Annotated in this window: 26 protein-coding genes; 8 read left to right on the top strand and 18 right to left on the bottom strand. The window is 66.8% G+C overall.

The annotated features are described in order from the left end of the window. Window positions 1-102 precede the first annotated feature (102 nt). Window positions 103-1176, top strand: a complete 1074-nt coding sequence (gene dinB, locus VIF40_RS18610; protein WP_331939012.1) for a DNA polymerase IV — start codon at window positions 103-105, stop codon at window positions 1174-1176. 13 nt (window positions 1177-1189) lie between these two features. Here the strand turns inward: dinB and VIF40_RS18605 are convergent, their stop codons facing one another. Next, window positions 1190-2752 carry a glucan biosynthesis protein G gene (locus tag VIF40_RS18605; RefSeq protein ID WP_331939011.1) on the bottom strand — a complete coding sequence of 521 codons (1563 nt, stop codon included), beginning with the start codon at window positions 2750-2752 and terminating at the stop codon, window positions 1190-1192. 763 nt (window positions 2753-3515) lie between these two features. Here VIF40_RS18605 and VIF40_RS18600 point away from each other — a divergent pair. Both VIF40_RS18600 and VIF40_RS18595 read left to right on the top strand, forming a co-directional pair. Then, window positions 3516-4658, top strand: a complete 1143-nt coding sequence (locus tag VIF40_RS18600; protein WP_331939010.1) for a type III PLP-dependent enzyme — start codon at window positions 3516-3518, stop codon at window positions 4656-4658. Between the two features lie 117 nt (window positions 4659-4775). Then, on the top strand, window positions 4776-5414 hold the full coding sequence (locus VIF40_RS18595; protein ID WP_331939009.1) for an N-acetyltransferase: 639 nt from the start codon (window positions 4776-4778) through the stop codon (window positions 5412-5414). Between the two features lie 165 nt (window positions 5415-5579). Here VIF40_RS18595 and VIF40_RS18590 read toward each other — a convergent pair whose 3' ends face one another. The 6 genes from VIF40_RS18590 to amoC form a co-directional block, all read right to left on the bottom strand. Then, the gene (locus VIF40_RS18590) at window positions 5580-6056 is read right to left on the bottom strand and encodes an ATP F0F1 synthase subunit B (RefSeq protein WP_331939008.1); all 477 of its coding nucleotides are present in this window, start codon (window positions 6054-6056) and stop codon (window positions 5580-5582) included. A 14-nt stretch (window positions 6057-6070) separates the two neighbouring features. Further along, on the bottom strand, window positions 6071-6667 hold the full coding sequence (locus VIF40_RS18585; RefSeq protein WP_331939007.1) for an ATPase: 597 nt from the start codon (window positions 6665-6667) through the stop codon (window positions 6071-6073). A gap of 78 nt (window positions 6668-6745) precedes the next feature. After that, window positions 6746-6973 carry a F0F1 ATP synthase subunit C gene (locus VIF40_RS18580; protein WP_159728953.1) on the bottom strand — a complete coding sequence of 76 codons (228 nt, stop codon included), beginning with the start codon at window positions 6971-6973 and terminating at the stop codon, window positions 6746-6748. A 50-nt stretch (window positions 6974-7023) separates the two neighbouring features. Then, complete coding sequence (locus VIF40_RS18575) at window positions 7024-7764, bottom strand: F0F1 ATP synthase subunit A (protein ID WP_331939006.1); 741 nt, start codon at window positions 7762-7764, stop codon at window positions 7024-7026. Window positions 7765-7830: 66 nt separating this feature from the next. Beyond that, entirely contained in the window at window positions 7831-8172 is a 342-nt protein-coding gene (locus VIF40_RS18570) for an AtpZ/AtpI family protein (RefSeq protein ID WP_331939005.1), read from the bottom strand. Window positions 8173-8577: 405 nt separating this feature from the next. Next, window positions 8578-9354 carry a bacterial ammonia monooxygenase, subunit AmoC gene (gene amoC, locus VIF40_RS18565; RefSeq protein WP_331939004.1) on the bottom strand — a complete coding sequence of 259 codons (777 nt, stop codon included), beginning with the start codon at window positions 9352-9354 and terminating at the stop codon, window positions 8578-8580. A 195-nt stretch (window positions 9355-9549) separates the two neighbouring features. Here amoC and VIF40_RS18560 point away from each other — a divergent pair, with 195 nt between their 5' ends. After that, complete coding sequence (locus tag VIF40_RS18560) at window positions 9550-10524, top strand: LysR family transcriptional regulator (RefSeq protein ID WP_331939003.1); 975 nt, start codon at window positions 9550-9552, stop codon at window positions 10522-10524. Between the two features lie 21 nt (window positions 10525-10545). On the opposite strand, the gene VIF40_RS18555 is transcribed toward VIF40_RS18560, so the two are convergent. Continuing rightward, window positions 10546-10794, bottom strand: a complete 249-nt coding sequence (locus VIF40_RS18555) for a hypothetical protein (RefSeq protein WP_331939002.1) — start codon at window positions 10792-10794, stop codon at window positions 10546-10548. A gap of 42 nt (window positions 10795-10836) precedes the next feature. After that, window positions 10837-12489 (bottom strand): energy-dependent translational throttle protein EttA, encoded by a 1653-nt coding sequence (ettA, locus tag VIF40_RS18550; RefSeq protein ID WP_331939001.1) that lies wholly within the window; start codon window positions 12487-12489, stop codon window positions 10837-10839. A gap of 233 nt (window positions 12490-12722) precedes the next feature. On the opposite strand from ettA, the gene VIF40_RS18545 reads away from it, so the two are divergent. The 4 genes from VIF40_RS18545 to ppa all read left to right on the top strand — a co-directional run bounded on the left by VIF40_RS18545 (window position 12723) and on the right by ppa (window position 15900). Continuing rightward, window positions 12723-13739 carry an NAD-dependent epimerase gene (locus tag VIF40_RS18545; protein ID WP_331939000.1) on the top strand — a complete coding sequence of 339 codons (1017 nt, stop codon included), beginning with the start codon at window positions 12723-12725 and terminating at the stop codon, window positions 13737-13739. Between the two features lie 90 nt (window positions 13740-13829). Continuing rightward, window positions 13830-14702, top strand: a complete 873-nt coding sequence (uppP, locus tag VIF40_RS18540) for an undecaprenyl-diphosphatase UppP (protein WP_331938999.1) — start codon at window positions 13830-13832, stop codon at window positions 14700-14702. Between the two features lie 117 nt (window positions 14703-14819). Then, the gene (locus VIF40_RS18535) at window positions 14820-15341 is read left to right on the top strand and encodes a GNAT family N-acetyltransferase (protein ID WP_331938998.1); all 522 of its coding nucleotides are present in this window, start codon (window positions 14820-14822) and stop codon (window positions 15339-15341) included. A gap of 25 nt (window positions 15342-15366) precedes the next feature. After that, the gene (gene ppa, locus VIF40_RS18530; RefSeq protein ID WP_331938997.1) at window positions 15367-15900 is read left to right on the top strand and encodes an inorganic diphosphatase; all 534 of its coding nucleotides are present in this window, start codon (window positions 15367-15369) and stop codon (window positions 15898-15900) included. Window positions 15901-15948: 48 nt separating this feature from the next. Here the strand turns inward: ppa and VIF40_RS18525 are convergent, their stop codons facing one another. The 9 genes from VIF40_RS18525 to VIF40_RS18485 form a co-directional block, all read right to left on the bottom strand. Next, window positions 15949-16335 carry a DUF1636 domain-containing protein gene (locus VIF40_RS18525; protein WP_331938996.1) on the bottom strand — a complete coding sequence of 129 codons (387 nt, stop codon included), beginning with the start codon at window positions 16333-16335 and terminating at the stop codon, window positions 15949-15951. A 17-nt stretch (window positions 16336-16352) separates the two neighbouring features. After that, complete coding sequence (locus tag VIF40_RS18520; protein WP_331938995.1) at window positions 16353-16844, bottom strand: hypothetical protein; 492 nt, start codon at window positions 16842-16844, stop codon at window positions 16353-16355. Window positions 16845-16938: 94 nt separating this feature from the next. Beyond that, the gene (locus tag VIF40_RS18515) at window positions 16939-17640 is read right to left on the bottom strand and encodes a Crp/Fnr family transcriptional regulator (RefSeq protein ID WP_331938994.1); all 702 of its coding nucleotides are present in this window, start codon (window positions 17638-17640) and stop codon (window positions 16939-16941) included. Window positions 17641-17955: 315 nt separating this feature from the next. Next, entirely contained in the window at window positions 17956-18636 is a 681-nt protein-coding gene (metW, locus tag VIF40_RS18510) for a methionine biosynthesis protein MetW (RefSeq protein WP_331938993.1), read from the bottom strand. Next, entirely contained in the window at window positions 18633-19805 is a 1173-nt protein-coding gene (metX, locus tag VIF40_RS18505; RefSeq protein WP_331939066.1) for a homoserine O-acetyltransferase MetX, read from the bottom strand. The genes metW and metX overlap by 4 nt, the downstream gene beginning before the upstream one ends. Window positions 19806-19955: 150 nt before the next feature. Next, window positions 19956-20954 carry a cellulose biosynthesis protein BcsN gene (gene bcsN, locus VIF40_RS18500; protein WP_331938992.1) on the bottom strand — a complete coding sequence of 333 codons (999 nt, stop codon included), beginning with the start codon at window positions 20952-20954 and terminating at the stop codon, window positions 19956-19958. A 19-nt stretch (window positions 20955-20973) separates the two neighbouring features. After that, the gene (locus VIF40_RS18495) at window positions 20974-23070 is read right to left on the bottom strand and encodes a hypothetical protein (protein ID WP_331938991.1); all 2097 of its coding nucleotides are present in this window, start codon (window positions 23068-23070) and stop codon (window positions 20974-20976) included. Further along, window positions 23067-24206, bottom strand: a complete 1140-nt coding sequence (locus VIF40_RS18490) for a glycosyl hydrolase family 8 (RefSeq protein WP_331938990.1) — start codon at window positions 24204-24206, stop codon at window positions 23067-23069. The genes VIF40_RS18495 and VIF40_RS18490 overlap by 4 nt, the downstream gene beginning before the upstream one ends. Next, window positions 24203-26935, bottom strand: a complete 2733-nt coding sequence (locus VIF40_RS18485; RefSeq protein WP_331938989.1) for a cellulose biosynthesis cyclic di-GMP-binding regulatory protein BcsB — start codon at window positions 26933-26935, stop codon at window positions 24203-24205. The genes VIF40_RS18490 and VIF40_RS18485 overlap by 4 nt, the downstream gene beginning before the upstream one ends. Between the last annotated feature and the right edge of the window lie 15 nt (window positions 26936-26950).

Below are 26950 nucleotides of genomic sequence, written 5' to 3'. Positions count from 1 at the left end.
ATATTGAATCCGGCGGACCGACGTGAGACTCTGCGGCCTCGAGACATTCCGCTCGACGCCTCGCTCGCGATGGCGCCGCCCAGAGATGACGTCGCTCGCACCATGGCGTCGCAACGCAAGATCATCCACGTCGACATGGACGCTTTCTATGCGTCGGTCGAGCAGCGCGACAATCCGCAATTGCGCGGGCGGCCCGTCGCCGTCGGCTCGCCGCGCGCGCGGGGCGTCGTGGCTGCCGCGAGCTATGAGGCGCGCGCTTTCGGCGTGCGCTCGGCGATGCCCTCGGTGACGGCGATGAGGCGCTGTCCCGAGCTCGTCTTCGTTCCGCCGCGCTTCGACGTCTATCGCGACGTTTCGCGGCGAATTCGCGCGATTTTCTTCGACTACACGCCGCTCGTCGAGCCGCTCTCGCTCGACGAGGCCTATCTCGACGTCACCGAAAATCGCAAGGGACTCGCATCGGCGACGCGCATCGCCGAGGAGATCAGGGCGCGCATTCGCGAGGAGACGCGCCTGACCGCCTCCGCCGGCGTCTCCTACAACAAGTTTCTCGCCAAGCTCGCCTCGGATCAAAACAAGCCGGACGGACTCTTCGTCGTCACGCCGAGCATGGGCGCCGATTTCGTCGCCGCTCTGCAAATCGGCAAATTCCACGGCGTCGGGCCGGCGACGACGAAGAAGATGAACGCGCTCGGCATCGAGACCGGGCTCGATCTGCGCGCCCAGACGCTGCCGTTTCTGCAGCGGCATTTCGGCAAATCGGGGAGCTATTATTACGGAATCGCGCGCGGCGTCGACGAACGCCCGGTGCGGCCGGACCGCATTCGCAAATCGATCGGCGCCGAGGTGACGTTCGCCAGCGATCTCTTCGCGCTCGACGAGGCCGTCGCCGCGCTCGCGCCCATCGTGACGCGCGTCTTCGCGCATTGCGAGGGCGCGCGCATCGGCGGACGCACGGTGACGCTCAAAGTCAAATACGCGGATTTTCAGCAGATCACGCGCCGCAGCACCAGCGCGGCGCCGATCGTCTCGCGCGCCGCGCTGGAGGCGGCGACGCGCGCCCTGCTGTATCCGCTGTTTCCCTCGCAGAAGGGCGTGCGCCTGCTCGGCGTCACGCTCTCGTCTCTCGCTCCCGCCGGCGCGAGCGCCGATCCACAGCTGAGCCTCGCGGTCTGAGCCGCGCGGCGAATCAGCGCGCGGTCCAGGGGTAGGTCCAGGTCTCGGTCAAGGTCTGCGAGCCGGCCTTGAGAAAGGCGCGAATATCCGCCGTCTGTCCGGACTTCACCGCGACGTCGAACATCACGCGCATGCCGTCGATATGCGGATTGGCGGCGACGCTCGAGCGGATGACGACGCCATTGGCCGCCGAGGCGACGACCTCGACCTGAGACGGATCATTGGCGTAGAAGGGCAGATCGCCGCCGGCGAAATCGACGATGAAGCGATGCGCGCCGACCGTCATCGGCTCGCCCGAGCCGAGCGCCCGCGCCGGCGTCTCGAAAGTGTTCACCGCGCGGCCATTGGGCGACAGACGCGGCAGATCGAGCAGCGAGGTGATGCGATAGGCGTAGGAGAACGCCTTGCCCACCTCGAGCGGCTGCGCGCCGACCCAGGCCGCGACGATATTGTCATTGGTCTCGTCGAGCGTCGGCAATTCGAGCAGCTCGACCGCCCCCTCGCCCCAGGCGTTCTGCGGCTCGATGAAATAGCTCGGCCGGCGCTCATAGGCGAGGTCTATGTCCTGATAGGCCTCGAAATTGCGGTCGCGCTGCATCAGCCCGAAGCCGCGAATATTGGGATCGGAGAAGGTGGTGAGCCGCGCGATGGGCGCATTGGCGAGCGGACGCCAGAGCCACTCCTTCGAATCTCCGTGGACCAGCAATCCGTCCGAATCATGCAGCTCGGTGCGGAAGCCGTCGCGCATGCGGCGATCGTTCTCGCCGGTGAGATACATGGAGGTGAGCGGCGCGAGGCCGAATTTCGCCTTGCGACGCGGGAACAAGGTCGCCTGCACGTCGATCGTGCTCTCCTGGCCGGTGACGACATCGAAACGATAGGCGCCCGTCGCCGCCTCGCCGTCGAGCAGCGCGTAGAGGGTGATGCGATTGCTGCCCGGCTGCGGCGTCTCGATCCAGAATTCGCGGAAGAAGGGAAAGACTTCCGAATTGTCGCCGCAATCGACGCAGAGCGCCCGCGCCGAAAGGCCATAGCGCTGGCCGCGGCCGAGAAAACGGAAATAGCTCGCGCCGAGGAAGGAGATCACCTCGTCGTGCACATGCGGATCATTGAGCGGAAAATGCAGGCGGAAGCCGGCGAAGCCGATATTGATCGGCAGCGTCTTCTCGATTTTGTTGCGGCCATAGTCGAACAACGCCGCAGAATAGGGAATGGGCGTCGGAATGCCGTCGCGGATCGTGTTCACCGTCACCGGGCGCTTGTAGAGAAAGCCGAGATGAAAGGTGTGCAGCCGGAAGGAGCCCGGAATATTCGAGAAAAACGCCTTCTCGGGCCGGAAGCGGAGATCGCGATAGGAGTCGAAGTCGAGCTTCGCCAATTCCTCCGGCAGCTGCGGCGGAGCCGCCTCGAACGGCGCGCCGGCGAGGTCGCGGGCGCGGCGCGCCACATCCTCGAGCCCGAAGCGCGATCCTTGCCCGTTCTGGACGCTTTGCGCGACGACGCGCCCGAGCGGCGCGGCCTGCGCGCCCGCCGCGACCATCGCGCCGAGAAGACGGCGGCGTGTGATGTCGATCATTTCAGTCGGTTTCCGGAAAAAAGGACGAGCGGAGCCCGTCTTCGGGTCACAGACGAATCGGGCGTTCTTGGGGACGCCGGACCCGTCCTCGGAGCACGGCCCGCCGCCGCCGGCCCCGTCCGTGCTTCTGCCTATCCGGCTTTGCGGCCGCCCGCAAGACGGCGCACCTCCCGACGCCGCCTGGCGCCCGCCTGGCGCGATCGGGCGAAAAATGCACGCCTGCTCGAAAAAGCTCTTGCAGAGGCGGCGAAAGCGCGTATTTACGTTCTCGCCCACTTTCGCACGTGCCTGTGGTCGTGTGTCGGTCGATGGGGATCCGGACAAGAGGCCGGTCAACCATCGGAATAAAACCGGCAGCCGGAGGCGAAACCGGCGAACCTCGCCTGAGCGAGGGATCGCGACTTAAAGCAACGACGGACCGGGCTTTTTCGTCTCTGTCGGCCCTCCAAAGGCCGACGTACCGAAGAGGCTTGTCTTTCTTGCCGGGCGTGCGGAAGGGAAAAACTTTCCTTCCAAGCGATGGCTATTCGACTCGGATTCCATGTCCGTCTGGACATGCGCGTCCGCGCCTCGTCTAGCCGACGGCGCATCACCCGACCGTTCTCGGCTTCGCCTTTGGCGCGGCCGCGGGCGGTCATGGAACGCGATCGTCTCGATGTGCAGCGCGCCTCCACCGCGCCTGCGCAAACGGCGTCGTGTATCCGATCGAAGCCCTTGGCCACTCCGCGGCTCGACTGCCGCGACTTCGTTGGGGATGCCGCAAATGACGGATCGCATTCGCGAATTTTTGGACGCCCGCCGTCGCGCCGGTCGCGACCTCGGCCCCTGCCTCGTCGTCGATCTCGACGTCGTGCGCGACAATTACACGAGCTTCGCCAAGGCGCTGCCGGACACGCGCGTGTTCTACGCGGTCAAAGCGAATCCGGCGCCAGAGGTTCTGTCTCTGCTCGCCGCGCTCGGCTCCTGCTTCGACACCGCCTCCGTCGTCGAGATCGAGCAGGCGCTGGCCGCCGGCGCGACGCCCGATCGCGTGAGCTTCGGCAACACGATCAAGAAGGAGCGCGACATCGCCCGCGCCTATGCGCTGGGCGTTCGCCTGTTTGCGGTCGATTGCGAGGCGGAGGTCGAGAAGATCGCCCGCGCCGCGCCCGGCTCCAAGGTTTTCTGCCGCATCCTCTGCGACGGAACCGGGGCCGAATGGCCGCTGTCGCGCAAATTCGGCTGCGCGCCGGATATGGCGCCGCGCGTCCTCGAGCATGCGCATCGGCTGGGCCTTTCCGCCTATGGCGTCTCCTTCCACGTCGGCTCGCAGCAGGGCGATCCCGGCATGTGGGACGGGGCGCTGAAGTCGGCCTCGGCGATTTTCCGCGATCTCGCCGAGCGCGGAATCCAGCTCCAAATGGTCAATCTCGGCGGCGGATTTCCGACCCGCTACCTCAAGAACGTCCCGGCCGTGAAGGCCTATGGGCAGGCGATCTTCCGGGCCTTGTCGAAGCATTTCGGCAATCGCATTCCGGAGACGATCATCGAGCCCGGCCGCGGCATGGTCGGCAACGCCGGGATCATCGAGGCCGAGGTGGTGCTGGTGTCGAAGAAGTCCGAGGACGACGCCGTGCGCTGGGTCTATCTCGACATCGGCAAGTTCAACGGCCTCGCCGAGACCACCGACGAGATGATCCGCTATCCGATCCGCACCGAGGCGGACGGCTCCGCGACAACGCCCTGCGTCATCGCCGGGCCGAGCTGCGATTCGGTCGACGTGCTGTATGAGAAGGTGCCTTACCTCCTTCCCATCAGCCTGGAGATCGGCTCGAAAGTGCTGATCGAAGGAACGGGCGCCTATACGACGACCTATTCGTCGGTCGGCTTCAACGGCTTCCCGCCGCTCGAATCCTTCGTCATCTGACGCGCCTGTGAGGGGGCTCCCCCTCGCATTTCGATCCGCCCTATCGTCAGTCCCGTTCGGCGGGCGCGCGCATGCGCGCCAGGCGCGAGGGTCGTCCGTCCTCGAATGGGGGAAGAGATGGCCTTTGAATTCTCTTGTCATCAGCCTGCGCCGCGAGCCTTCGCGCTCGCTCCGGAGATTGCGGCGGCGAGCCTGAAGGCTCGCGGTCCGGCCTTCGATATCCTCGACGAAACGCCGGATGATGTCGCGGCGCGCGAAGCCTTGCTCGACGCCTCCTTCGGCCCGGCGCGCTTTCTGAAGACCTGCGAGCGCCTTCGCGAAGGGCGCATGCCGGCGCGCGGCCTCGCGCTCGTCGCCAAGGACGAGGATCGTGTCGTGGCCACCATGCGCCTGTGGCCGATCTTCGCCGGCGCTGGCCGTCCGGCGCTGCTGCTCGGTCCGCTGGCGGTCGCGCGCGATTATCGTTCGCTGGGGCTCGGCGCCGCCATGATCGAGGAAGGCCTCTGCCGCGCCGCGGCCCGCAATCATCGCGCGGTGCTGCTGGTCGGCGACGCGCCCTATTATGCGCGCTTCGGCTTCGACCGGCGCTTCACGGATGCGCTGATCATGCCGGGGCCGGTGGAGCGCGAGCGCTTCCTCGGCCTCGAGCTTTCGAAGGACGCGCTCGCGGGCGCGCAGGGCCGCGTCTCGGGCGCCGGCGCGCGCGACGCGACGACGCTCCGCTCCGTTTCGCCGGAGCTGGCGCGCGCGGCCTGAGCTCAGAGACAAAAGAAGCTGATCGGTCTCGACGTCATTCGAAACGGAAGACCGCCAGGGCGCGGACAAAGGGGCGGGCCTCGGGGGCGGGCCTCGAAAACGACAAAACGGCCCGAGGTCGCGTGACCTCGGGCCGTTTTGTTTTTGTCCGTGGTGAAACGGGCGTCAGTGCGCCAGCGACTTCACATCCGCGATGCCGGCGGCGACGAAATCGGTTCCGGCGACGCCCTTGCGCAGCACGGCCTCGGCGACCTTCACCGCGGCGTCGGCGGCGCTGGCGCGCACTTCGGCGGCGGCCTGCGCCTCGGCCTGGGCGATCTTGCCCTCGACCTGCTTGGTGCGGCGGGTCACATAGTCCTCGAGGCGCTGGCGCGCCTCGGCGGCCAGCAGCTCGGCCTCGCTCTTGGCCTGAGCGACGATCGCCTTGGCCTCGGTCTCGGCGTCCTCACGCTTCTTCTCGAAGGAGGCGAGCAGGCTCTCGGCCTCGCTGCGCAGACGCTCGGCCTCGGCGAGCTCGCTCTTGATACGATCCACGCGCGTGTCGAGCGCGGCGCCGAGCTTCTTATGCGCGCCCACATAGAGGAGCACGCAGAGGAAAATGCCGAAGCCGATGGCGACGAAAAGTTCCGCGTCGTAATGCATGGCTTATCCTCTGCTCAGCTGGCCTTGATGGTGCGGAATTCGCTCTGCAGCGTCTCAGCGGCGAGGCGGGCGCCGGTCAGCTTCTCGAGGATGGAGCCGGCCGCCTCGGTGGCGATCTGCTCGACATGCGACAGCGCCTCGGATTTGGCGGCGAGGATCTGCGCCTCGGCCTCGGCGACCTTCTTGGCGAAGGCGGCTTCCTCGGTGGCGCGACGAGAGGCGGTCTCGGCGGAGGCCTGCTGCTGCGCGACGCGGCCGATCTCCTGCGCCTGCGCCTTGGTGGCGCGCAGCGTCTCGTCATGCTCGGCGGAGGCGGCCTGGGCCTTGCCCTGCAGCTCGCGCGAGGCGAACAGATCGCTCTCGATGCGGCTCTCGCGCTCGCTCAGGATCGAGCCGATGCGCGGCAGCGCGATGCGCGACATGAGGATGTAGAGGGCGCCGAAGATCAGCGCCAGCCAGACGAGCTGCGGCGCGAAATTATTCGTGTCGAAGGGCGGAAAGTCACCCCCGCCGTGATGCTCGGCGCTGCCGTGCTCGACAGTCCCATGCGTCGCGCCCTGCGCGGCGTGCGGCGCCGCTTCCTCGGCGGCGGCGAGAACGATATTCGCCATGACGGCTCCGAAACCTCTCGAGTGCGTAAGAGATGCGACGAAGGCCCGGGACGCTTCGCCCCGGGCCTTCGCGACAAATCACTTCAGATAGAGCAGGATCGCGATCAGAAACGCGAAGATGCCGAGACCTTCGGCGAGCGCCGCGCCGATGATGGCGTTGGTGAACTGGCCGGCCGCGGCCGACGGATTGCGCAGCGCGCCATTGACGAAATTGCCGAAGATCAGACCGACGCCGATAGCGGCGGCGCCCGTGCCGATCGCGGCGAGACCCGCGCCGATCAGCTGGAAGGAAGAAGCATCAGCCATTGGTAACTCCTGCTCTTTTCAGTGGGCGACCATTTATTGTTGGATGTTTATCAGTGGCCCGGGTGGATCGCGTCGTTGAGATAGACGCAAGTGAGGACGGCGAAGACGAACGCCTGAAGACAATTGACGAGCAGCTCGAGCGCATACATCGCCACGACCGCGAGGATCGGGATGGGCGCGAGCGCGGCCCAGGCGCCGGCGCCGAGCAGCATCACCACGAAGCCGCCGAACACCGCCAGCGTGATGTGGCCGGCGAGGATGTTCGCGAAGAGACGAACGGAGAGCGACACCGGGCGCGAGAGGAAGGAGATGATCTCGATCGGGATCAGCACGACCAGCACCGGCGCCGGAACGCCATGCGGCACGAAGAGCTTCAGAAAGCCGAAGCCGTTGCGATAGAGCCCGTAGAGGACCACCAGAGTGATGACGAAGGCCGCGAAGGCGAAGGTGACGACGATCTGGCTCGACAGCGAGAAGGTGTAGGGGACGAGGCCGATCAGATTCGACACCAGAATGAAGGTGAACAGCGTGAAGACGAAGGGGAAGAAGCGCATCCCCTCCTTGCCCGCCGTCTGGCGCACCGTATTGGCGACGAACTCATAGAGAACTTCGGCGAGCGCCTGTCCACGGCCCGGCACCAGCGCGCGCTTGGACGTCGTGAACAGCGTGAGGATGATGGCCCCCGCCGCCGCGAGCAGCATGTAGAGGGCGGAATTGGTGAAGGAGACGTCGACGCCGTTGATGAAGTAAGGCGCAATGCGTTGGAGCTCGAACTGCTCGATAGGATTCATCGCTCGATCCGGACGGCGCGCCCGGCCCTTCATCTCCGCGGCGCCGAGGAAGTCGGGCCGCCCGTTTCATCCGCCGCCTCGCGCGTCTTTCGGCGCAGCGAAGCGAAACACATTGTAGAAGCCGGCGGCGACGCCGAGCCCCAGGAACAGGACCAGCAGCCACGGCTTGGTGCCGAGCCAGAGATCCGCCTGCCAACCGATCAGCGCGCCGACGAGGATCGCCGCCACGAATTCGGACAGCACGGTGAAGCCCGCGCTCAACGCCTTTCCGAACGACCCGCCGACCGGCAATCCTCCGCCTGTCTCGACGCGTCGCTCCGCCTCCTTGCTGCCGAGCGCGGCCTGGAGCCTCTCCAGCCTCGCGCGCAGCTCGTTGTCGTTGTCGCTCTCGTTCTTGTCCGTTCTCATCGGCTCTCTCCCTCGCGCAAAAGCTGGTGAGCGCGCGCGAGCAGCATAGATGATCGCCGAAGAAACGCCCGGACAGGGGGCGACGGAAGGGATTTCGACGCGACGCGATAAGGGCCGGGAGGCCTAGTCGTTCGAGCCGCGCGCAACATATGGGCAGCGCCATTTCGTGTCAAGCCGCAGCCGTCGGCTCGAATCGCCCGGAAAACCTGGGGTTTTTCGTGATTGTCCAATTCTTGCGCAGTCTCGCTTTCGCGGTTGCGAGACGCCGCGGCCGCGATGCACGAAAGCCGCCCCTCGCCTCGCCCCTTCGGGCGGCGCGCGGAGCGGCTCGCTTTCCCTATCCCCGGGAGCATGATCGGAGACGGAAAGCCGCCCGTCGCCGGAGGCGGCGGCTGGCGTGTGGGATCAGCCGATGACCGCCTCCACGCCGTCCTCGCCGAGCAGCGCCTTGATGCGCATCAACAGCTGCAGCACGACGCCGAACACGCCGAGCGCCATCCAGCCGAAGAAGACGAAGCCCCAATGCAGCGGCGCGACGAACAGCTCCTCCATGAACCAGAAGGTGTGGCCCCATTCATTGAGGCCGACATTCGGGATGATCATGAACGGGCCGACGGCGACGATCAGATAGGGAAGCGAATAGCCCTTGGAGAAATAGGGGATGCGCGTCTTGGCGTGGAAGAAGGCGCCCACCGCCATGATCGAGTAGATCGGATAGCTCATGTAGAATTCGATGATATGCGACGGGGTGAAATCGGTGTCGCGGATCACCGTCATGTGCCAGGTGCCATCCTGCTCGGTGAAGAAGCTCGCGCCCCAATAGATGGCGATGGCGTAGATGGTCAGCCATTTCAGATTGTCGACCACCGCGCGCAGCTCCTGGCGCGGCGTCACCGCGGACATGTCCCGCGTGCGCGTCTTCCACAAATAGCCGGCGAGGCCGAGCCCGGCGACGAGCTCCAGCGGGATCTCGGTCCAGAGGATCGACAGCCAATAGGTCTGGAACTCGGGCGCGAAGGAATCGAGGCCGGCGCGCCAGCCGAAAATCTGCTCGTAAATACGCACGATCAGGTAGAATGTGCAGAGCGCCGCGGCGCCGATCCAGAACGGCTTCATATTCACGATGGCGTCGACGTCGTCCGCGACGCCGGCCCTGCCGGCCGTCTCCGTGGTGAGGCTCATATTTCTCTCCTTTTGTCGTCTTGCGTCCGCGCGCCCTTCCGCGCGGCCGTCAGGAGAGGTAAGGTCCGTCTCGTTCTCACGTAAAATGCATTGTTTTCATCATGCTATCGAAAATATTCAGTGGCGTGGCGGGCGCCGTTCTGGCGTCATCTTCACGCGTGATCATGGCTCGCGCGAGGGGCGGAAGGCTGACACATGACCGAGCTGCGGAACTTCGATCTCAATCTCCTCGTCGCCTTCGATTTTCTGATGGAGGAGCGCAATGTGTCGCGCGCGGCGCAGAAGATGTTCATCACCCAATCGGCGATGAGCCATGTGCTGCAACGCTTGCGCCAGCAGCTCGACGACCCGGTTCTGGTGAAGACGCCGCAGGGCATGAAGCCGACGCAGCGCGCGCTCGCCCTCGTCGAGCCGGTCGCGGCCATATTGAACGAGGTCGAGCAGGTGATCCGCGGCTCGAAGGAGTTTTCGCCGGCGGCGACGCAGCGGCGCTTCACCATTGCGACGAATGATTATGTCGAATTCTGCCTGCTGCCGCCGCTGATGAAATCGGTGAGCCGCCAGGCGCCGAATGTGGAGATTCATCTCGTGCAGACCTCCGGCTCGCTGCGCGAGGCGGCCGACGCCGGCGATGTCGATCTCGTCATCGGCTTCGACGTGATCCTGGATTCGACGCCCTATGTGCGCCGCGAGCGGCTCTACACGGATCGCATCGTCTCGCTGGTGCGGCGGGACCATCCGGATTTTCCGAGCGACGAGCCGACGCTCGAGCAATTCGTGGCGGCGCGGCACATGCTGATGTCGCGGCGCGAGGCCGGCACCGGCATCATCGACGATTGGCTGGAGCAGCGCGGCCTCGCGCGCAAGGTCTCGCTCGTCGTGCCGAATTTTCTCTCGGCGCCCTGGATCCTGGCCAGCAGCGATCTGGTCTTCTCGCTGCCGCTGCGCATCGCCGAGCATTTCGTGCGTCTGGCGCCGCTGAAGATTTTGGAGATACCGATCGAGTTCCCGCCCTATGACCTTTTGATGGTCTGGCACTCGCTGCAAGATCGCGAGCCGGCCCACGCCTGGCTGCGCCGCGAGATCGTGGAGATTTGCCGCGGCGTCGTGGAGGCGCCGGCGGAGGAAGCGCCGCCGCCGGCGCGCGCGAAGGGGCGAGAGCCGGTATGAAGTGAAGGCGTCTACCAATAATCAGCCACCGCCGCGTCTTTCTTCTCCAGCGGCGTAACGCGGCATATCCTCTATCGCTCCCAGGAACGCCTCGCGAATTTCGGACTGGCTGAAGCCACGGTCCCAAAGTTCGGTCATGAGATCATTGACGACGCCGATCAGCGGCGGCTCCGAATAAGGATTTTCGGCATACAGCTCCTTGCAACGCGCCGCGAATGTCGCGGCGGCGTCGAGGCGTCGTAGTTCCCACGGAACTTCGTCTTCATGCATCGTCGCGTCTCCAACCGGAGCCCGCGGGGCGTACCCGCCCACTCAGCGCGAGAATTTCTTATATTTCAGCCGATGCGGGATGACGCTGTCGAGGCCGAGGCGGCGCTTCTTGTCCTCCTCGTAATCGGCGAAATTGCCCTCGAACCATTCGACGTGGGACTCGCCCTCGAAGGCGAGAATATGCGTCGCGATACGGTCGAGGAAGAAGCGATCATGCGAGATCACCACGGCGCAGCCGGCGAAATCGCCGAGCGCCTCCTCCAGCGCGCGCAGCGTGTCGACGTCGAGGTCATTGGTCGGCTCGTCGAGCAGCAGAACATTGGCGCCCTGCTTCAATATTTTCGCGAGATGCACGCGGTTGCGCTCGCCGCCAGAGAGGCCGCCGACCTTCTTCTGCTGGTCGGAGCCCTTGAAGTTGAAGGCGCCGCAATAGGCGCGCGAGTTGATCTCGCGCTTGCCGAGATAGATGACGTCATTGCCGCCGGAGACTTCCTCCCAGACGGTCTTCTTGTCCTCGAGCGCGTCGCGCGACTGATCGACATAGCCGAGCTGCACGCTGTCGCCGACGGTGATGGAGCCCTTGTCCGGCGTCTCCTGTCCGGTGATCATGCGGAACAAGGTCGTCTTGCCGGCGCCGTTGGGGCCGATCACGCCGACGATGCCGCCGGGCGGCAGCTTGAAGGAGAGATCGTCGATCAGCAGACGATCGCCGAAGCCCTTCGACATATGAACGAACTCGACGACATTGTCGCCGAGGCGCTCGGCCACCGGAATGACGATCTGCGCGGTCGTCGGCGCCTTCTCGTTCTGCTTGGCGACGAGATCCTCGTAGCGCTGGATGCGGGCCTTGGACTTGGCCTGCCGCGCCTTGGGCGAGGAGGCCATCCACTCGCTCTCCGCCTCGAGCGCGCGCTGGCGGGCCTTCTCCTCGCTGCCCTCCTGGGCCAGGCGCTTCTGCTTCTGCCGCAGCCAGGTCGTGTAATTGCCCTCATAGGGGATGCCGCGGCCGCGATCCAGCTCGAGAATCCAGCCGGTCACATTGTCGAGGAAGTAGCGGTCATGGGTGACGATCAAAATCGCGCCCGGATAATTGCGCAAATGGCCCTCGAGCCAGTTCACCGTCTCGGCGTCGAGATGGTTCGTGGGCTCGTCGAGCAGCAGCATCTCCGGCTGCTCGAGCAGCAGGCGGCACAGCGCCACGCGGCGTCGCTCGCCGCCGGAGAGCTTGGTGACGTCGGCGTCGTCCGCCGCGCAGCCGAGCGCCTCCATGGCCTGATCCACCTGGCTGTCGAGGTCCCAGAGGCCCTTGGCCTCGATCTCGTCCTGCAGGCGGGTCATCTCGTCGGCGGTCTCGTCGGAATAATTCACCGCGAGATCATTGTAGCGGTCGAGGATCGCCTTTTTCCCGGCGACGCCGAGCATCACATTGCCGCGCACGTCGAGCTCGGGGTCGAGCTGCGGCTCCTGCGGCAGATAGCCGACGCGCGCGCCCTCGGCGACGAAGCCCTCGCCGGTGAACTCCTTGTCGATGCCCGACATTATGCGAAGCAGGGTCGATTTGCCGGAGCCGTTGACGCCGAGCACGCCGATCTTCGCGTCCGGGTAGAAGGACAAATGGACGTTGTCGAGGACCTTCTTGCCGCCCGGATAGGTCTTGGTCAGACCCTTCATATGATAGATGAACTGCCGCGCCATGGGTGATCGGTCCCGCTCGAGAATGAAAGGCTCGGCGCGATGTTTAGCGCCTTTTGCGGCCGAGTGAAAAGCGTTTCGTCAGGCGGCGAAAGTCACGCCGCGAAAGTTGACAGCGCCGCGGCTTTTCCGCAAGAGGGGGCGGGACGGCTCACGTCCCGGCTCGGAGCGTGGTCCGAGCTTTCTTTCGGCGGAGCGAGTTCTGATCGATCGGAAAGCGCTCTAGGAGCGGCCGCATGCGCGTCTTCGTGACCGGCACGGCCGGATTCATCGGCTTCCACCTCGCAAAGCGCCTGCTCGAGCGCGGCCATCGGGTCGACGGCTTCGACGGCCTGACCCCCTATTACGACGTGACTCTGAAACAGGCGCGCCACGCCGAGCTGGCGCGTTTCGACGGTTTTCGCGCCCATATCGCCATGCTCGAGGATATGGCGGCGCTGACGCGCGCGGCGGAGACGGCCGAGCCCGAGATCATCGTCCACCTCGCCGCGCAGGCGGGCGTTCGCTACAGCCTCGAGAATCCGCGCGCCTATGTCGACGCCAATCTCGTCGGCGGCTTCAATGTGCTGGAGATCGCCCGCCTCCACGCGGTCCGCCATCTGCTGATGGCCTCGACCAGCTCCGTCTATGGCGGCAATCAGCACGTCCCCTTCCTCGAGAGCGAGCGCGCCGATTTCCCGCTGACGCTCTACGCCGCCACCAAAAAGGCCAATGAGGCCATGGCGCATTCCTATGCGCATCTGTGGCGCATTCCGACGACCATGTTCCGCTTCTTCACCGTCTACGGCCCCTGGGGCCGGCCGGACATGGCGCTGTTCAAATTCGTCGACGCGATCGAGAAGGGACAGCCGATCGACATCTACAACCACGGCCGGATGCAGCGCGATTTCACCTATGTCGGCGATCTCGTCGAGGCGATCTCGCGCCTCCTCGACCGCGCGCCGGAGATCGGCGCCGACGAATCGGTCTCGCCGGCGGCGCCCTTCCGCATCGTCAACATCGGGCGCGGCGAGCCGGTGGGGCTGCTCGATTTCGTCGAGGCGATCGAGCGCAAGCTCGGCAAGACGGCGATCCGCAACTATCTCGACATGCAGAAGGGCGACGCGCCCCGCACTTTCGCCGATTGCTCGCTGCTGGAGCGGCTGACCGGCTACCGGCCGCAAACATCGGTGGAAGAAGGCGTTTCGGCCTTCGTCGACTGGTATCGCGATTATTTCGGGCCGCCGGGCGCGGGGACCGTGAGCAATCCTTAACCATCTGTCTGAGACAAGGCCGTAACCGCCGCGCGGGGGCGATTCGCGCCCCTCAGGCGCGGCCGCGTGCCTCGTTTCGGAGAACGCTTCATGGCCTTGGCTTGCACTTCGGGTCTCGACACCGGCTTCGTCGAGCTCGGCTACGCGAAAGTGGCCGCGCTCGGCGTCGTTCAAGGCGTCACCGAGCTCCTTCCCATCTCCTCCACCGCCCATATGCGCATCGTGCCGGCGCTGCTCGGCTGGACCGATCCGGGCTCGGCCTTCTCGGCCGCCATGCAGCTCGCCGCGCTCGCCGCTGTGGTCAGCTATTTCTGGAAGGACATTCGCGCGCTCGCCTTCGGCTCCGTTCGCGCCCTCGCCAAGCGCGATTTCAGCGACTGGAACTTGCGCTTCGTCGTCTGGATCGCCCTCGCCACCTTACCGATCGGCCTCGCCGGGATCGCGCTCTCGGGCGTGCTCAACGCCTGCGGCTCGCCGCTGCGCACGCTGCCGGTCATCGGCATCTCCTGCATCGTGATGGCGGCGCTGCTCGCCATCGCCGAGCTCTATTGCAACCACACCCGCACGTTGGACCATGTGAATCTGAAGGATGCGCTGATCGTCGGCTTCGCCCAGGTGGGCGCGCTGGTGCCGGGCGTGTCGCGCTCCGGCTCGACCTTGACCGCGGCACTGTTCTTGGACCTCAAGCGCGAGCAGGCGGCGCAATTCTCCTTTCTGCTCGGCCTGCCGGCGATCACCCTGGCCGGCCTGAAAGAGCTCTATGAGCTCCACAAGGCGCATCTCGACGCCCATGGCTGGTCGGTATTGGCGGTCGGCCTCGTCGTCGCCTCCCTTTCGGCCTTCGCCGCCATCTGGGGGCTGATGCGTTTTCTGGAGCGCTTCTCGACCTGGCCCTTCGTCGTCTACCGGGCCTTCATCGGCGTGGTTCTGCTCGCCGGCGCGGCGACCCACCTATTGTCCTGAGCCCGCAGGCGGGAGGCGCCGATCCTCCCGTTTCGGCGCCGTGATCTTTTATTTTTGTTCGCTTTGTCGGCGCCCGGCACTTGCCCAAACCGGCCCTCGAGACCTAACATCGGGGCCATGGTCGAGACCACCACCCTCATTCGCCACGCTGGACCCGGCGACGCCGAGGCGATCACCCATGTGCACGACTCCTCCTGGCGAGACGCCTATCGCGGCGTGATTCCGGGCGGCGAGCTCGAGCGCATGATCGCCCGACGTGGACCGCAATGGTGGGCGCGGGCGATCGTGCGCGGCAGCGGCATTCTCGTGCTGGAATTCGGACGGGACGTCGTCGGCTATGTCACCTATGGGCGCAATCGCGTCCCTTCCATGCCCTATTCGGGCGAGATCTTCGAAATCTATCTCCTGCCCGAATATCAGGGGATCGGTTTCGGCCGGCGGCTGTTCAACGCCGCCCGGCAGGAGCTCGCCGAGCACGGCTATCTCTCCACCGTGGTCTGGGCCTTGGCCGACAATGACAAGGCGCTCGCCTTCTATCGCCGGCTCGGCGGCCTGACCATACGTCGCGCGGAAGAGCGCTTCGGCGACGACATGCTGACGCGCGTCGCCTTCGGATTCGTGTCCGCGCCCGTCCGCTGAAATTTCCCCCTCCAGGAGTTGTGATATGCGTCTCGACGCCATTGAAATCGGCGCCAATCCTCCATTCGAAGTCAATGTCGTGATCGAGGTGCCGCTCGGCGGCGAGCCGATCAAATACGAGCTGGACAAAGCCTCCGGAATGCTCGTCGTCGACCGTTTCCTCTACACGTCCATGCGCTATCCCGGCAATTACGGCTTCATTCCCCATACGCTGTCGGAGGACGGCGACCCCTGCGACGTGCTGGTCGCCAACACGCGGCCGATCGCGCCCGGCGCGCTCATCGCGGTGCGCCCGATCGGCGTCCTCTACATGCGCGACGAGGCCGGCGGCGACGAGAAGATCATCGCCGTGCCGGCGCCCAAGCTGACCAAGCGCTACGACAAGGTGCAGACCTACACCGATCTGCCCGATATCACGACGCGGCAGATCGAGCATTTCTTCGCCCATTACAAGGACCTCGAGCCCGGCAAATGGGTCGAGGCGGCCGGCTGGGGCGACGCCGAGGCGGCGCATCGCATCGTCAGAGAGGCGATCGCGCGGGCGACAGCGGAAAAATAGCGAATCATGAGTGGCGGGCGGCCGATCGAGCGGCTCGCCACTCGCTTCTCACCTCGCGAATGGCGCAGGCGGCGTGCGCGACACGACGCCCTTGCGCATCGCGTCGGGACGATCCTTCTTCGGCACCAGGCCATTCTCCGAGGCGGAGTAGCGGCGCGCCGATTCGACGAGATCGTCGACATGGTCGACGCTGTCGAAATCGCCCAGCACATAGGTCCATTTGCCGCGCGCCGCCATGGCCACGGTGCAGGGCCGCGAGCAGACGCCGAGACATTCGACCGGCTCGGCCGCGACGATCGCGCGATCCTCCGGGCTCAGACGCGCGTCGAACGCCTCCAGCAGCGCCTGACCGGGACGCGCCTCAGGATCGTCCTTGGCTCGGCAAACGGTGCACACATAGACCGTCGTCTGGACGATTGTCTCCGGTTCGCTCAATCGACCTCCTTCGCCGCTCACTTCGGCGGCTCGTATTTGCATTGCGCTCCGCCGCCGGCCTTTTGCGCGATCTCCTCGGGATCGACCGTGCAGTCGAGAGCGGAAACCGCAGCATAAATCGTTCCGGCGGCGCCGTCCGGGGGAACGCCTGCTTCGAGCAGAGTCGCGAAGATCTCATGCGCGAGGCGGCCGGCGACCCGGACCTTCTTCTCGCCGAAGGTCAATTCGCATGCGTGCTGCGTGATGTCCACATTGCTCGAGCGGCAGCTGACCGCATCGACCACGACGTCGATGGTCTTGCCCTTGGGGAAAGCGATCTTCGCATGGCCGTCGGCCAGCTTGGCGAGCGCCGCCTTCCCGGCCGGCTTCACCGACGGCGAATGCTTGCCGGCCAGCGCCGCCAGGGACAAAGCCCCGGCTCCATCGGTCGTCGAGCCGGCGAGCGCTGCGCCATTGGTCGCGAGAACGAAAATGGCCGTCGAAAAAATCCGTTTCACAATCCGTTTCATGCGCAATTCCTCTCAGGCGCGCGCGTCGCGCGCGGGGCGGAGAATTGCGTCATCCGGGGACGAAATCAAGGCGAGCGCGCAGGCGACGGAATTGTCAGGCGAGCGCGCCGCGGCTCTCGATCAGATCGCGGCGCTCGGAGGGCAGAGCAGGCTCGCGCTCGCCGCCGCAACATTCGCTGGACAGGCGCGCGACATTCTCGATCGTGACGTCCCGCGTCTCCGTGCGCACGCCGATCTCGCGCAGCTTGGCGAAAGCGCGCGACAGCGTCTCCTGCTTCACGCCGAGCCGCGCGGCGATGAGCCGCTTGTCATAGGGCAGCCGCAGGCAGCAGGATTCGGCGTTCGGCGGGCACAGCGACAAGAGGAAACGCGCGAGCCGTTGCTCGGCGGTCTGTCCCTTGAGCGATTCGATCTCGCCGATGAGCCCGTTCAATTTGCGCGACGCCTCTTCGATCACCGCCATCGCCAGCGAGGGCGATTCACGCAGCGTGTATCGAAATCGCGGCGCCGACAGCTTCATCACATGCGCATGTCCGATCGCTTCCGCGCCGATGCGATAGCTCTCGCCGTCCGGCGTCAACGCCTCGTAGAGGCTCTCGCCGTTATTGCAGATATTTATGAGAGTCTCGTCGCCGCAGGACGCGGTGCGCGTCAATTTCACGAAGCCGTCGAGCACGATCGCCACATAGAGCGCGCGATCGCCCTGACGAAAAATCGTCTGTCCATCTTCGAACTGTTCTAATTTCGCGTCGCGCGTCAGCCGTAGCATCGACTGCGCGTCGACAGTCGCGAACATCGGCACGTCCCGAAGAGACGGCGGCTCAAGCATTAGCGCGCTCCCGCGGTCGCCGACGATTTCTTTGCGCAAATCGGCGCGTGTCCGTCGGTCATTGCCGGCAATCTATCGTGAAGCTTCGCCATGGGAAAGCCATCGTTCGCGGACAGGAGGTCGCACGAGACGCGTCAGGACGACGCGCGAACGCCGGCAAAAAGCAGCGCTCGGCCTTGAATTCCCGTATCTTTCGTAAATCGCGCGGCGGCGCGGCGACAGTGCGCGCCGGGCGCCTCCGCAGTATTACGGCAGCCGCCGAGCGCCGCCGAATTCAAGAGCCTAAGTATTTTTCGCAGCAAAAGATGATATTTTTTTCGGCGGATCGCGCTCGAGCAGGAAGATCGCCTGCGCGCCGAACAGATTCCACACCCACCAAGGCGCGTTCACTCGGATCGGCGCGCCGTCGTGATCGAGCGCGGCGCCGCGCTCTATATGCGCTCCGAGCGCTTCCACGAGATCGACGAAATCCCTGATCGTGCAGAGATGTATGTTGGGCGTGTCGTACCATGCGTGCGCCAGCGTGGTGGTCTGCGGCATGCGACCTTTCGCCAGCAGCGACAGGCGCACCTTCCAATGGCCGAAATTGGGAAACGACACGATCGCGCGCCGGCCGATGCGCAGCATGTCGACGAGCACCTGGCGCGGGTGATGCGTCGCCTGCAGCGTCTGCGAGAGAATCACATAGTCGAATCCGTCGGTCGGATAGTCGCGCAGATCGGTGTCGGCGTCGCCTTGAATGACCGACAGGCCCTTGGCGACGCAATCATTGACGCCGCGTTGCGACAGTTCCACGCCGCGCCCGTCGACCTGCTTGGTGGCGGCCAGCAATTGCAGCAGCGCGCCATCGCCGCAGCCGACATCGAGCACGCGGCTCCCCGGCGCGACCATCGCGGCGACCGCGGCGAGATCGAGACGCACCGGGCGCTTCTGCTCGCCCTGCGAAAAGGTGGGAGCATTCATCGTCTGTCGCCTCCCGTGGCCCGCGGCAGGCCGCGCGCCGCCGCGGCGGCCTCGAGAAAGCCGCGCGTCGTCGCGATGAACTCCGGCTCATAGACGAGAAAAGCGTCATGACCCTTGTCGCTGTCGATCTCGACGAAGGAGACCGAGGCGCCGCCGGCGTTGAGCGCATGCATGATGGCCCGCGAGGCGGAGGTCGGATAGAGCCAGTCGGTGTTGAAGGAGACGACGCAAAAGCGCGTCTTCGTGCCCTTGAACGCCTGCGCCAGCGAGCCGCCGTAATCGGCCGCGAGATCGAAGTAATCGCAAGCGCGCGTGACATAGAGATAGGAATTGGCGTCGAAGCGATCGACGAAGGCCATGCCCTGATGGCGCAGATAATTCTCGATCTGGAAGTCCGCGTCGAAGGAGAAGGTCGGCGCCTCGCGATCCTGCAGCTTGCGGCCGAACTTGCGTTGCAGCGCCGGCTCCGACAGATAGGTGATATGCGCGGCCATGCGCGCGACGGCGAGGCCCTTGTCCGGGCGCACGCCGAATTCGAGATAGCGGCCGCCGCGCCAGTCGGGGTCCGCCATCACCGCCTGCCGGCCGACCTCGTGAAACGCGATATTCTGCGACGAATGCTTGGGCGCGGTCGCGATCGGCATGGCCGCGAACACGCGCTCGGGAAAGCTCGCCGCCCATTGCAGCACCTGCATTCCGCCCATCGAGCCGCCGGCGACGCAGAACAGCGTGTCGACGCCCAGATGATCGATCAGCATCGCCTGGGCGCGCACCATGTCGTGAATGGTGACGACCGGAAAATCGAGGCCATAGGCGCGGCCGGTGGCGAGATTGATCGAGGAGGGGCCCGACGTGCCGAGACAGCCGCCGACGACATTGGAGCTGACGATGAAGTAACGCTCCGTGTCGAAGGGCTTGCCGGGACCGACCATCACATCCCACCAGCCCGGCTTGCCGGTCAGCGGATGCACATTGGCGGCGTGCTGGTCGCCGGTCAGCGCATGGCACAGGAGAATGGCGTTGGAACGCTCGGCGTTCAATTCGCCATAGGTCTGATAGGCGATCGTCAAAGGCGCGACGCAGCCGCCACCGTCAGTGAGCAGCGGCCGGTCCAGCGGGAACTCGACGATGCGCCCATTGAGCGGGTCCGAAGAGGACAACGTCTCTATGGCAGGAAGCGCATTGGCCAAATTCTTCTCTCCTGTTCGATATGCCGAACATTTTGTTCGGCAACATCGGCGGCCGAGAAGAGTGTGTCAAGGCCTTGGGCGTCGAGCCGGGACGTCGAGCCGGGGCGTCGCGCCCCGGCCCGGACCGGCTCACCGCGCCGCCGGCTTGGGCGGCCCGGCGAAGGCCTGGGGCGGCAGCGCCGGATCGAAGCCCATCGAGGCCGCCCTCGTTTCGACGGTCCTGGCCGGCTCGCGCGATCGGCGCACCTCGATCGTCGTCGTCTCCTCGTGACGAGGGACGGGCCGCGCCCTGACCTTGTGGACGATCGGCCGTTTCGCCGGCGCGGCGATGCTCGCCACCGTCGCCGGAGCCGTGGGCCGATCGCCGGCGGCGGGAGTCGGGACCGGGGCGTCGACGCCGCTGCGGGCCGCCTCGACGATGCGCTCGACATTGGCGGCCTCGGTGGCGCGCAGCCGCGAGAACCAATCCGCGAATTGCTGCTCGGTGACGCCCTTGCGGCAAAGGCGCAGCCGGATCGAGGCCGGGATCTCGTCGCCGCGGACGATCGTCGTGGCGGCGGCGTCCGGGCGCGCGACGGCGCGCAGATCGTCGACCCATTGCCAGGCGAAGGCGCAGCGCGCGCCGTCCGGTCCCGGGCCCACGGCGAGGCCGAAGGGGCCGAGCTCATTGCGCAGCGGCTTGGCGAGGATGCGCATGCGCGTCGTCGGAAAACGCAGCGCGAGCTCCTGGCGCAAGCCCTCCTGCGTGGGCTTGCCCATCGGTATCTCGCCCTCGCGGCCGCTCCCGGCCGGCGCGACGCGCATGTCGACGGTCAGCTCGTTCCAGCCCTTGCCCATCAAAGCGCGATCCAGCGCGACGCTCTGGCGCCAGCCATTGGCGTAGCGGCGCTCCTCGAGGCCGCCGCGCACGCGCGCCTCGGCCGGCAGCGCCAATATGGCCGCGGCGCCGCTGCGGGCCTCGACGCCCTGCGCCGCCGGCGGGCCGGCGGTGGCGCCGGTCGGCGTCGGATCGACGGCGAGAACGCCGCGCGTCGGCATGGTCGAGCAGGCGGAGAGGCCGAGCGCCAAAATCAGCAGCGGCGGCGCAAAAATCAGCAGCGGCGGCGAATGTCTCGAAAAATGTCTCATGACGCAATCTCCGAAAGGATCAGCGGGTCTGGCTCTGCTTGGAGCTCGGCAGCGAGAGGACGGCGGCGAGGTCCGGCGGCGGCGGCGCGGCGCCGTAGCGGGCGCGGGGCGCCATGGCGGTTGCGACATGCTCCGCCGCTGTCGCCGAGAGCTTGGTCGCCGCATCGGCCTTCTGCTGGCCGATCCAGGCCGGATCGGCCTCCTGATTGGCCCATTGCGTGCCGGTGGGGGCGACCTGCTCGGAGGCGGGCGGCCAGGTCGCGAGATCGACGGCGTTCCAGCCGGGCGAGAGGATGAAGCCATAGCGCTCCGACGGCATGGGGCCGACGCCCGGCACGCGCCGCGCCACCAGCGGCGCCTTGCCCGGCGCCGGCTCCGGCCGCAGGCCGGCGGGCGCGGCGACCGCGACGACGACCGGCGCCGCCGGGACGGAGGCCGAGCGCGCCGCCGCGACCGACGCGAGCGGCGCGAAGCGCAGCGGATTTTCCGCGGTGACGGCGATCGGGAACTTGCCGCGCGCGGCTTTCAGCACGCGCTCGCGCTGCTGCGCCTGCGCCGCCAGCTTCGCGGCGTCCGGCGTCGTCGCCTCCTTCTTCTCGATCTCGACGCGCAGCCGATCGCGCTCGGCGGCGAGCGCCGGGCCGGCCGGCCCCGGCACGATATAGCCGGCCATCTTCACCGCCGGCCCATGCGCCTTGGCGGCGACGCGCGAGTCGCAGGGAAACGGCGGATGATAATAATCATCGGGGAACAGCAGCTCGACGACCTTGGGAAACAACCCGTCATAGCGATTGATGAGCTCCAGCGCCTCCTTGTCCTTGCGCAGGCGCTTCAGCGTCAGCACATAGCCATAGACGGTCGCCTCCTTGGGGAACCAGGCGACCGCGCGCTCGAACCAGAAGCGCGCCACGTCGAACTGGCAGGAGTTATAGGCGTACCAGCCGAGGCCCTGCGCGCCTTCGCCCGAGGCCGATTCGATCGTCACCCCCGCATAGCGGGCGAGCCGCGCCGGCTCGACATAGGCCGGCGTCTCCTGCGAGAGCTCGCGCTCCAGGAGATCGAGAAACAGAATGCCATTGTTCACCAGCGGCGCGCGCCAGGCGTAGGATACCTCCTCCGCCTCGCGGCGCAGATCGAGCGCGCGCAGCGTATGAGCGAGTCCATGCGCGATCATGGCGTCGCCGCCATTCTCGATCGCCGCCTTGAAGGTCTCGAGGCCGGCGCGGAAATCGCGGCGCTTATATTGCAGCCAGGCCACGAGGCCGAGCTGCTGCGGCGCGCGCGTCAGCTTGGCGAAGCTCTCGAAACGCTGCAGCTCCTCGGCGGAAATCTCGTCCTTGCGCTCATCGCGCAGCACCGCGACGATGCGCGCGCGCGTGATGTCTATGGCCACGGCGACGAACTCGTCGTCCGGCCCTTTCGAGCTCTTGCGCGCCTCGGCCAGCAGCGTCTCCACATCGCTCATATGCAGATTGGCCATCGCCTTCTGCATGGTCGCGAGACGCAGATGCTTGTCCTCATTGGAGGCGAAGATCGCTTTATAGACCTCGATCGCCTCGTTGATCTGGCCGGTGCGGGCGAAGGCTTCGGCGATCGTCCATTGCGCCTCGACATCGGCGTTGGCGACGAAGAAGCGGCCGTCGCGCGCGAAGGAGGCGATGTCGAGCCAGCGCCCCTCGCGCCAGAAGGTGAAGATCGTGTTGCGCTGCTCCTTCTGCTTGAGCTTCTGCATCAGATCTTCGGAGGGACGCCAGCCGGGCATGTCCTTGCGGCGCGCCGCGATGGTCTCGTGCAATTCGTCGAGCTTGTCGGCCGAGAACAGCTCCCACAGCCCCGCCTCGTCGATGTCGCCGCGGCGCGGACCGTAGAGATCGGCCGGCGGCTCGAAATTGGGATAGAGACGGCGCAGCCGCGAGAATTCGGCGCGAACGCGCGCGCGCTGATCGAGCGCGGCGTAATAGCGCAAGGCGAGATCGTCGGGCTTCTCGCGATCGGACGCCGCGGCGGAGGACGCCGGCGCGACGAGGCTGGATTGCGGAGCGGCGCCTTGGGCGCGGAGCGCGTCAGGGGCCGCCGACAGAGAGACGGCGCAGGCCGCGAGGAGGAGAGCTCTCAATTGGCGAGACACGACGGATACCTCATTTGCGCGGCGAGCAACGCCAGCAGGTGCAGAGTGGCGGGGTAATAGTCTTCATCGGCCTTGGGCGCGGCGAAGTCGGCCGGGAGCTTGCCGCCGTCGACCACGCAGGCGACGAGCGCCCCGATCGAGGCGATGCCGCTGCCGCCGAACAGGCCGACATCCTTGCCCGATGCGACGTCGACGATCGGCGGCGCGTCCTTGGCGCGCTGCGCCCAGGCCAGGAAAGGCGCGTAATGCGCGCGCTCGCCGACGCCGGCCCAGGCGAGATAGAGCGGAATGCGCACGGCGTTGTAGGCGAACTCCGGCGCGAAGCCTTCCGCCGGCCGCGCCCGCCAGCCTTCGAGCGCGATCCAATCGGCGGGCAGCGTCTGCGGCGTCGGCCGCGCCGCCTCGAGCAGATCGAGACCCGTCTGGGTGAGGCCCGCCCAATCCACCTCCGGCGCGACGCTGTCGAGCCGCGCGAAGGCCGGAAAGACGTAATAGGAGAGGTTCACCACCGGCCCGTCGGAACGGTCCGAGGCGTTGAAGCCGGCGACCGCCGGCAGCAGCAGCGCGCCGATCTTCGTCTTGAACAGCACCACCTTGCGCGACAGCTCGACGGCGATGCGCCGGCCCGCCATGCGATAGGGCAGATCGTCCCAATGATCGGCCGCCTCCGCCAGCGCCCAGGCGATCAGCAGATCGCCATCGGACGCATTGTTCATGTCGCCGACGGCGGGACGACGCTGCGGATCGAAGCGCCAGGCCACGAGCTCGTCGTTGCGCACCATGAGATTGGCGCGCGTCCAGCTCCACAGACGATCGAAGGTCGGCCGATCATTGGCGGCGACGGCGAGCAGCATGGCGTAGCCCTGCCCCTCGCTGTGGCTGACCTGGTCATTGGCCGTGTCGATGACGCGGCCCTGCTCGGCGATGAAGCGCTTCTTATAGGCGCTCCACGCCTCGGGCGATTTCAGCGCGCCGCCGAGCTTGATCTTATGCGCGTCGAGCGTGAGCGGCACGCCGACCGCCGCGGCGACCTCGGCGAGAGGCTCGACGAGAGGCTCGGCGCGCGGCGCGACGGGCGCGAGCCCGACGGCGAGGCCGAGAGCGGCGAGAGACAGAAATCTCATCTCGAGCTCCTTCCGATATTGCGCGTCAGCCAGCGCGTCGAAGCCGCGAACAGCGCCGCGACGAGAATTGCGAGACCGACATAGACGCCGGGATGCAGCGACATCCAGCCGGCGGCGATGAGCCGCAGATTGCCGAAGGAGAGCGGACGCGTGACGATGAAGCGCGGACTGTCCGCGGCGCTCGCCGCTACGGAGGCGTTGGTCATGTCGAGCATGGCGAGCTGGCCCTGCACGCGGCGCGAGACGCGCGGATCGACGAGACAGGCGGAGGCTTCCGCCAATGTCGCGGCGTTGGGCGCGGTGACGATGGTCCAGACGTCCTTGACCGTGTCGCCGGTGATCGTCTGGCTCATCGCCAGCGCGGCGTGCTGCGTGGCGGCGCGGTCGGCCGCCTCCGCCTCGAAGCCGGCGCGCAGCCAGAGCGCCGCGTCGGTGACGCGCGCGGCGCTCCAGGCGCCGGCGACGCGCAGCCGCTCGACGACGCCGAAGCCCCAGCGGCCCTCGCGACGCAGATCGTCGCGCCACGCCTCGAGCAGATCCTGCTCGCCCTCGCCCCGCTCCATGCGGCCGCGCACCGAGCCGACCGGCGCGAAATCGACGCGCTCGGACTCGTCGCCCGGCGCCGGCGCGGCGGTCGTGGGCGTGGCGATCGCGGACAGCGCGTTCGAAGGCCCGGCGTTGGCGGGCCCGGTCGTGGGCCCGGCTTGGGCGGTGATCGTCTTGTCGAGCATCATGCGCGGCGCGTAGCAGGCCATCGGGAAATTGCGCTGAAGCACGAAGCGATTGCGCGCCGCGATCTCGAGCTGCGACAGGCGCTTCTCGGAAGCCTTGCGGCGATCCGCGGTCAGATGCGGGCCCCAGGCCTCGCGCAGCATGTCGGCCGGCATGTCGAGCCGTTGCAGCAGCGCCGCGTCGAAAGCATCGAGCGGCGCGACGGCGAGCGTCGGCCCCTGACCCTCGCCGGGCGGCGTGTCGACGATCTCGAAATCGATCGGCCGGCCGGCGGCGATGGCGAAATGCGCGACGATCGTCGCCGCCGCGCCGACCGCGTCGGAGTCGAGCGAGGGCATATAGAGCTTCGGCCGCCCCTTGGAGCCGGCGTAGGGAAAGCCGCCGCTCGCCGTCACCGCGAGATCGGGCATTCGCGCGATGCGCGCGATCGGCGGCAGCTCGATCTCCGTCTCGTCGAGAAAGAGGAAGCGCTTGGCCGCGCGCAGCGAGGCGAGCGGATCGCAATCGGCGTCCTGGCTGGTCGGCACATGCGCCTCGATCTCGATGCGATTGAGGCCGGGCTTCAGAAAGCCGAGCGGCAAAGGCAGCGGATTGTCGCGAAACACCTCGCCCGAAGCCTTCAGCAGATTGAGGCTGACCGCCGTGCGCCCGTCGACCTTGACGACGATCTGCGCATTGGAGTCGAGCCCGGCCGCATAGCCGCCGGCGAGGCGCAGCAGCGCATTGCCATAATCCGCCGCATAGAAATCCGGCGGCATGACGATGTTGAAGGCGGCGCGATAGAGATGGCCGGTGAACTCCTCGCTGGCGACGCCGAGATCGCGCAGCTTCACCTTGCGGCCGCCGTCGAGACGATAGCCGGGGAAGGCTGCGGCGGCGCGCAGCCCCTGCGGCGAGCCCTGCTGCGCAGGCGAGACGAGCAGGCGGCGGATCGCCTCGTCGACCTGCGCGGAGGTCGCGCCCGTCACGACGATGCTGGCGCGCCGGCCGGGCGCCGCCGGCAGCACGAAGGCGCGCGGCTCGTCGATCGGCCCTGCGCGCGAGAGATCGACCTTGCCGGCGAGCTCGGCCACCGCGCCGACGAAGAGATTGGCGCCGTAACGCCCGCCCGCCGCGGGGCCGGCGTCGACGACCGGCTGCTCGAAATGGCCGGCGAGCGAGATCGCCTGCGCCGCGCGCAGCATGCGCTCGATCTCGAAAGCCCGCGCATTGGCGCCGAGCACGGCGCGGATCGGCAGCGCGCCCTGCTCGTCCGGCGGCAGCGCGCCGAGATCGGAAAGGCTGGCGACGCCGGCGTCATCCTCCGGCAGCACGAGTCCGGTCTCGGTCGGATCGATCTGCGTCCACAATTCGTAGGTGGCCTCGAGCGAGCAATCGACGCGATGGCGCTGGCTCGTCGAGAGGCGCACCGAATTGAAGCCCGGCCGCATCACGCCCGGCGGAATGTCGAAGACGATGGTCTCGACCTCCTGCACGGCGCGGATCGGCGTGTCGCCGATGGTCTGATCGTTGATCGTCAGCGTCAGCGCCGAGGCTTCCGGCATCACCGACACGGCGGCGAGATAGCCGACGCGAAATTGCAGCCGGCGCGACGCCTGCGCCTCGGTGACATAGATCGGCCATTCCGAGGCGCCGATCTCGCCGGCGAGACGATAGCCCTGAATATTATTGGTGAGATGCCGCAGCATCGCGCCGGCGATGGCCGGCCGCGGCGCCTGCTGACGCGGAGCCGCGACGGGCGCCGGCGATGGCGACGGCGATGGGGATGACGATGGCGCGGAGGGACTCTCGACGGCGGCGACGCGAGACAGCTCGCGCGCGGCGAAGCGCGCGGGGATGATCGGCTGGAGGCCGGAGACGGAAGGCTTCGGCCTGTCGACTTTCAAACGGAACAGCTGCTCTTGCGGCGCCGTTGTGAAGATCGCCTGGGCGAAGGCCGCGATCGGCGTCAACGCCGTCGTGGTCGCGAGCAGAGCGGCGAGGACTCGGAACTGCATCTTGGCACTCATTTT

It is taken from the genome of Methylosinus sp. (genome assembly GCF_036560965.1).
In the GTDB taxonomy this organism is placed as follows: Bacteria; Pseudomonadota; Alphaproteobacteria; order Rhizobiales; family Beijerinckiaceae; genus Methylosinus.
This window is presented reverse-complemented; position numbering and strand designations above follow the sequence as displayed.

Coding starts and splice junctions, on each gene's coding strand:
- VIF40_RS18570 (WP_331939005.1), bottom strand. CDS start 8,172: ATGAGAACGGACAAGAACGAGAGCGACAACGACAACGAGCTGCGCGCG.
- VIF40_RS18580 (WP_159728953.1), bottom strand. CDS start 6,973: ATGGCTGATGCTTCTTCCTTCCAGCTGATCGGCGCGGGTCTCGCCGCG.
- VIF40_RS18545 (WP_331939000.1), top strand. CDS start 12,723: ATGCGCGTCTTCGTGACCGGCACGGCCGGATTCATCGGCTTCCACCTC.
- ppa (WP_331938997.1), top strand. CDS start 15,367: ATGCGTCTCGACGCCATTGAAATCGGCGCCAATCCTCCATTCGAAGTC.
- VIF40_RS18585 (WP_331939007.1), bottom strand. CDS start 6,667: ATGGCGAATATCGTTCTCGCCGCCGCCGAGGAAGCGGCGCCGCACGCC.
- VIF40_RS18575 (WP_331939006.1), bottom strand. CDS start 7,764: ATGAATCCTATCGAGCAGTTCGAGCTCCAACGCATTGCGCCTTACTTC.
- VIF40_RS18595 (WP_331939009.1), top strand. CDS start 4,776: ATGGCCTTTGAATTCTCTTGTCATCAGCCTGCGCCGCGAGCCTTCGCG.
- metW (WP_331938993.1), bottom strand. CDS start 18,636: ATGAATGCTCCCACCTTTTCGCAGGGCGAGCAGAAGCGCCCGGTGCGT.
- dinB (WP_331939012.1), top strand. CDS start 103: ATGGCGTCGCAACGCAAGATCATCCACGTCGACATGGACGCTTTCTAT.
- amoC (WP_331939004.1), bottom strand. CDS start 9,354: ATGAGCCTCACCACGGAGACGGCCGGCAGGGCCGGCGTCGCGGACGAC.
- VIF40_RS18485 (WP_331938989.1), bottom strand. CDS start 26,935: ATGCAGTTCCGAGTCCTCGCCGCTCTGCTCGCGACCACGACGGCGTTG.
- uppP (WP_331938999.1), top strand. CDS start 13,830: ATGGCCTTGGCTTGCACTTCGGGTCTCGACACCGGCTTCGTCGAGCTC.
- VIF40_RS18555 (WP_331939002.1), bottom strand. CDS start 10,794: ATGCATGAAGACGAAGTTCCGTGGGAACTACGACGCCTCGACGCCGCC.
- VIF40_RS18535 (WP_331938998.1), top strand. CDS start 14,820: ATGGTCGAGACCACCACCCTCATTCGCCACGCTGGACCCGGCGACGCC.
- VIF40_RS18560 (WP_331939003.1), top strand. CDS start 9,550: ATGACCGAGCTGCGGAACTTCGATCTCAATCTCCTCGTCGCCTTCGAT.
- VIF40_RS18515 (WP_331938994.1), bottom strand. CDS start 17,640: ATGTTCGCGACTGTCGACGCGCAGTCGATGCTACGGCTGACGCGCGAC.
- ettA (WP_331939001.1), bottom strand. CDS start 12,489: ATGGCGCGGCAGTTCATCTATCATATGAAGGGTCTGACCAAGACCTAT.
- VIF40_RS18605 (WP_331939011.1), bottom strand. CDS start 2,752: ATGATCGACATCACACGCCGCCGTCTTCTCGGCGCGATGGTCGCGGCG.
- VIF40_RS18490 (WP_331938990.1), bottom strand. CDS start 24,206: ATGAGATTTCTGTCTCTCGCCGCTCTCGGCCTCGCCGTCGGGCTCGCG.
- VIF40_RS18600 (WP_331939010.1), top strand. CDS start 3,516: ATGACGGATCGCATTCGCGAATTTTTGGACGCCCGCCGTCGCGCCGGT.
- VIF40_RS18520 (WP_331938995.1), bottom strand. CDS start 16,844: ATGAAACGGATTGTGAAACGGATTTTTTCGACGGCCATTTTCGTTCTC.
- bcsN (WP_331938992.1), bottom strand. CDS start 20,954: ATGAGACATTTTTCGAGACATTCGCCGCCGCTGCTGATTTTTGCGCCG.
- VIF40_RS18590 (WP_331939008.1), bottom strand. CDS start 6,056: ATGCATTACGACGCGGAACTTTTCGTCGCCATCGGCTTCGGCATTTTC.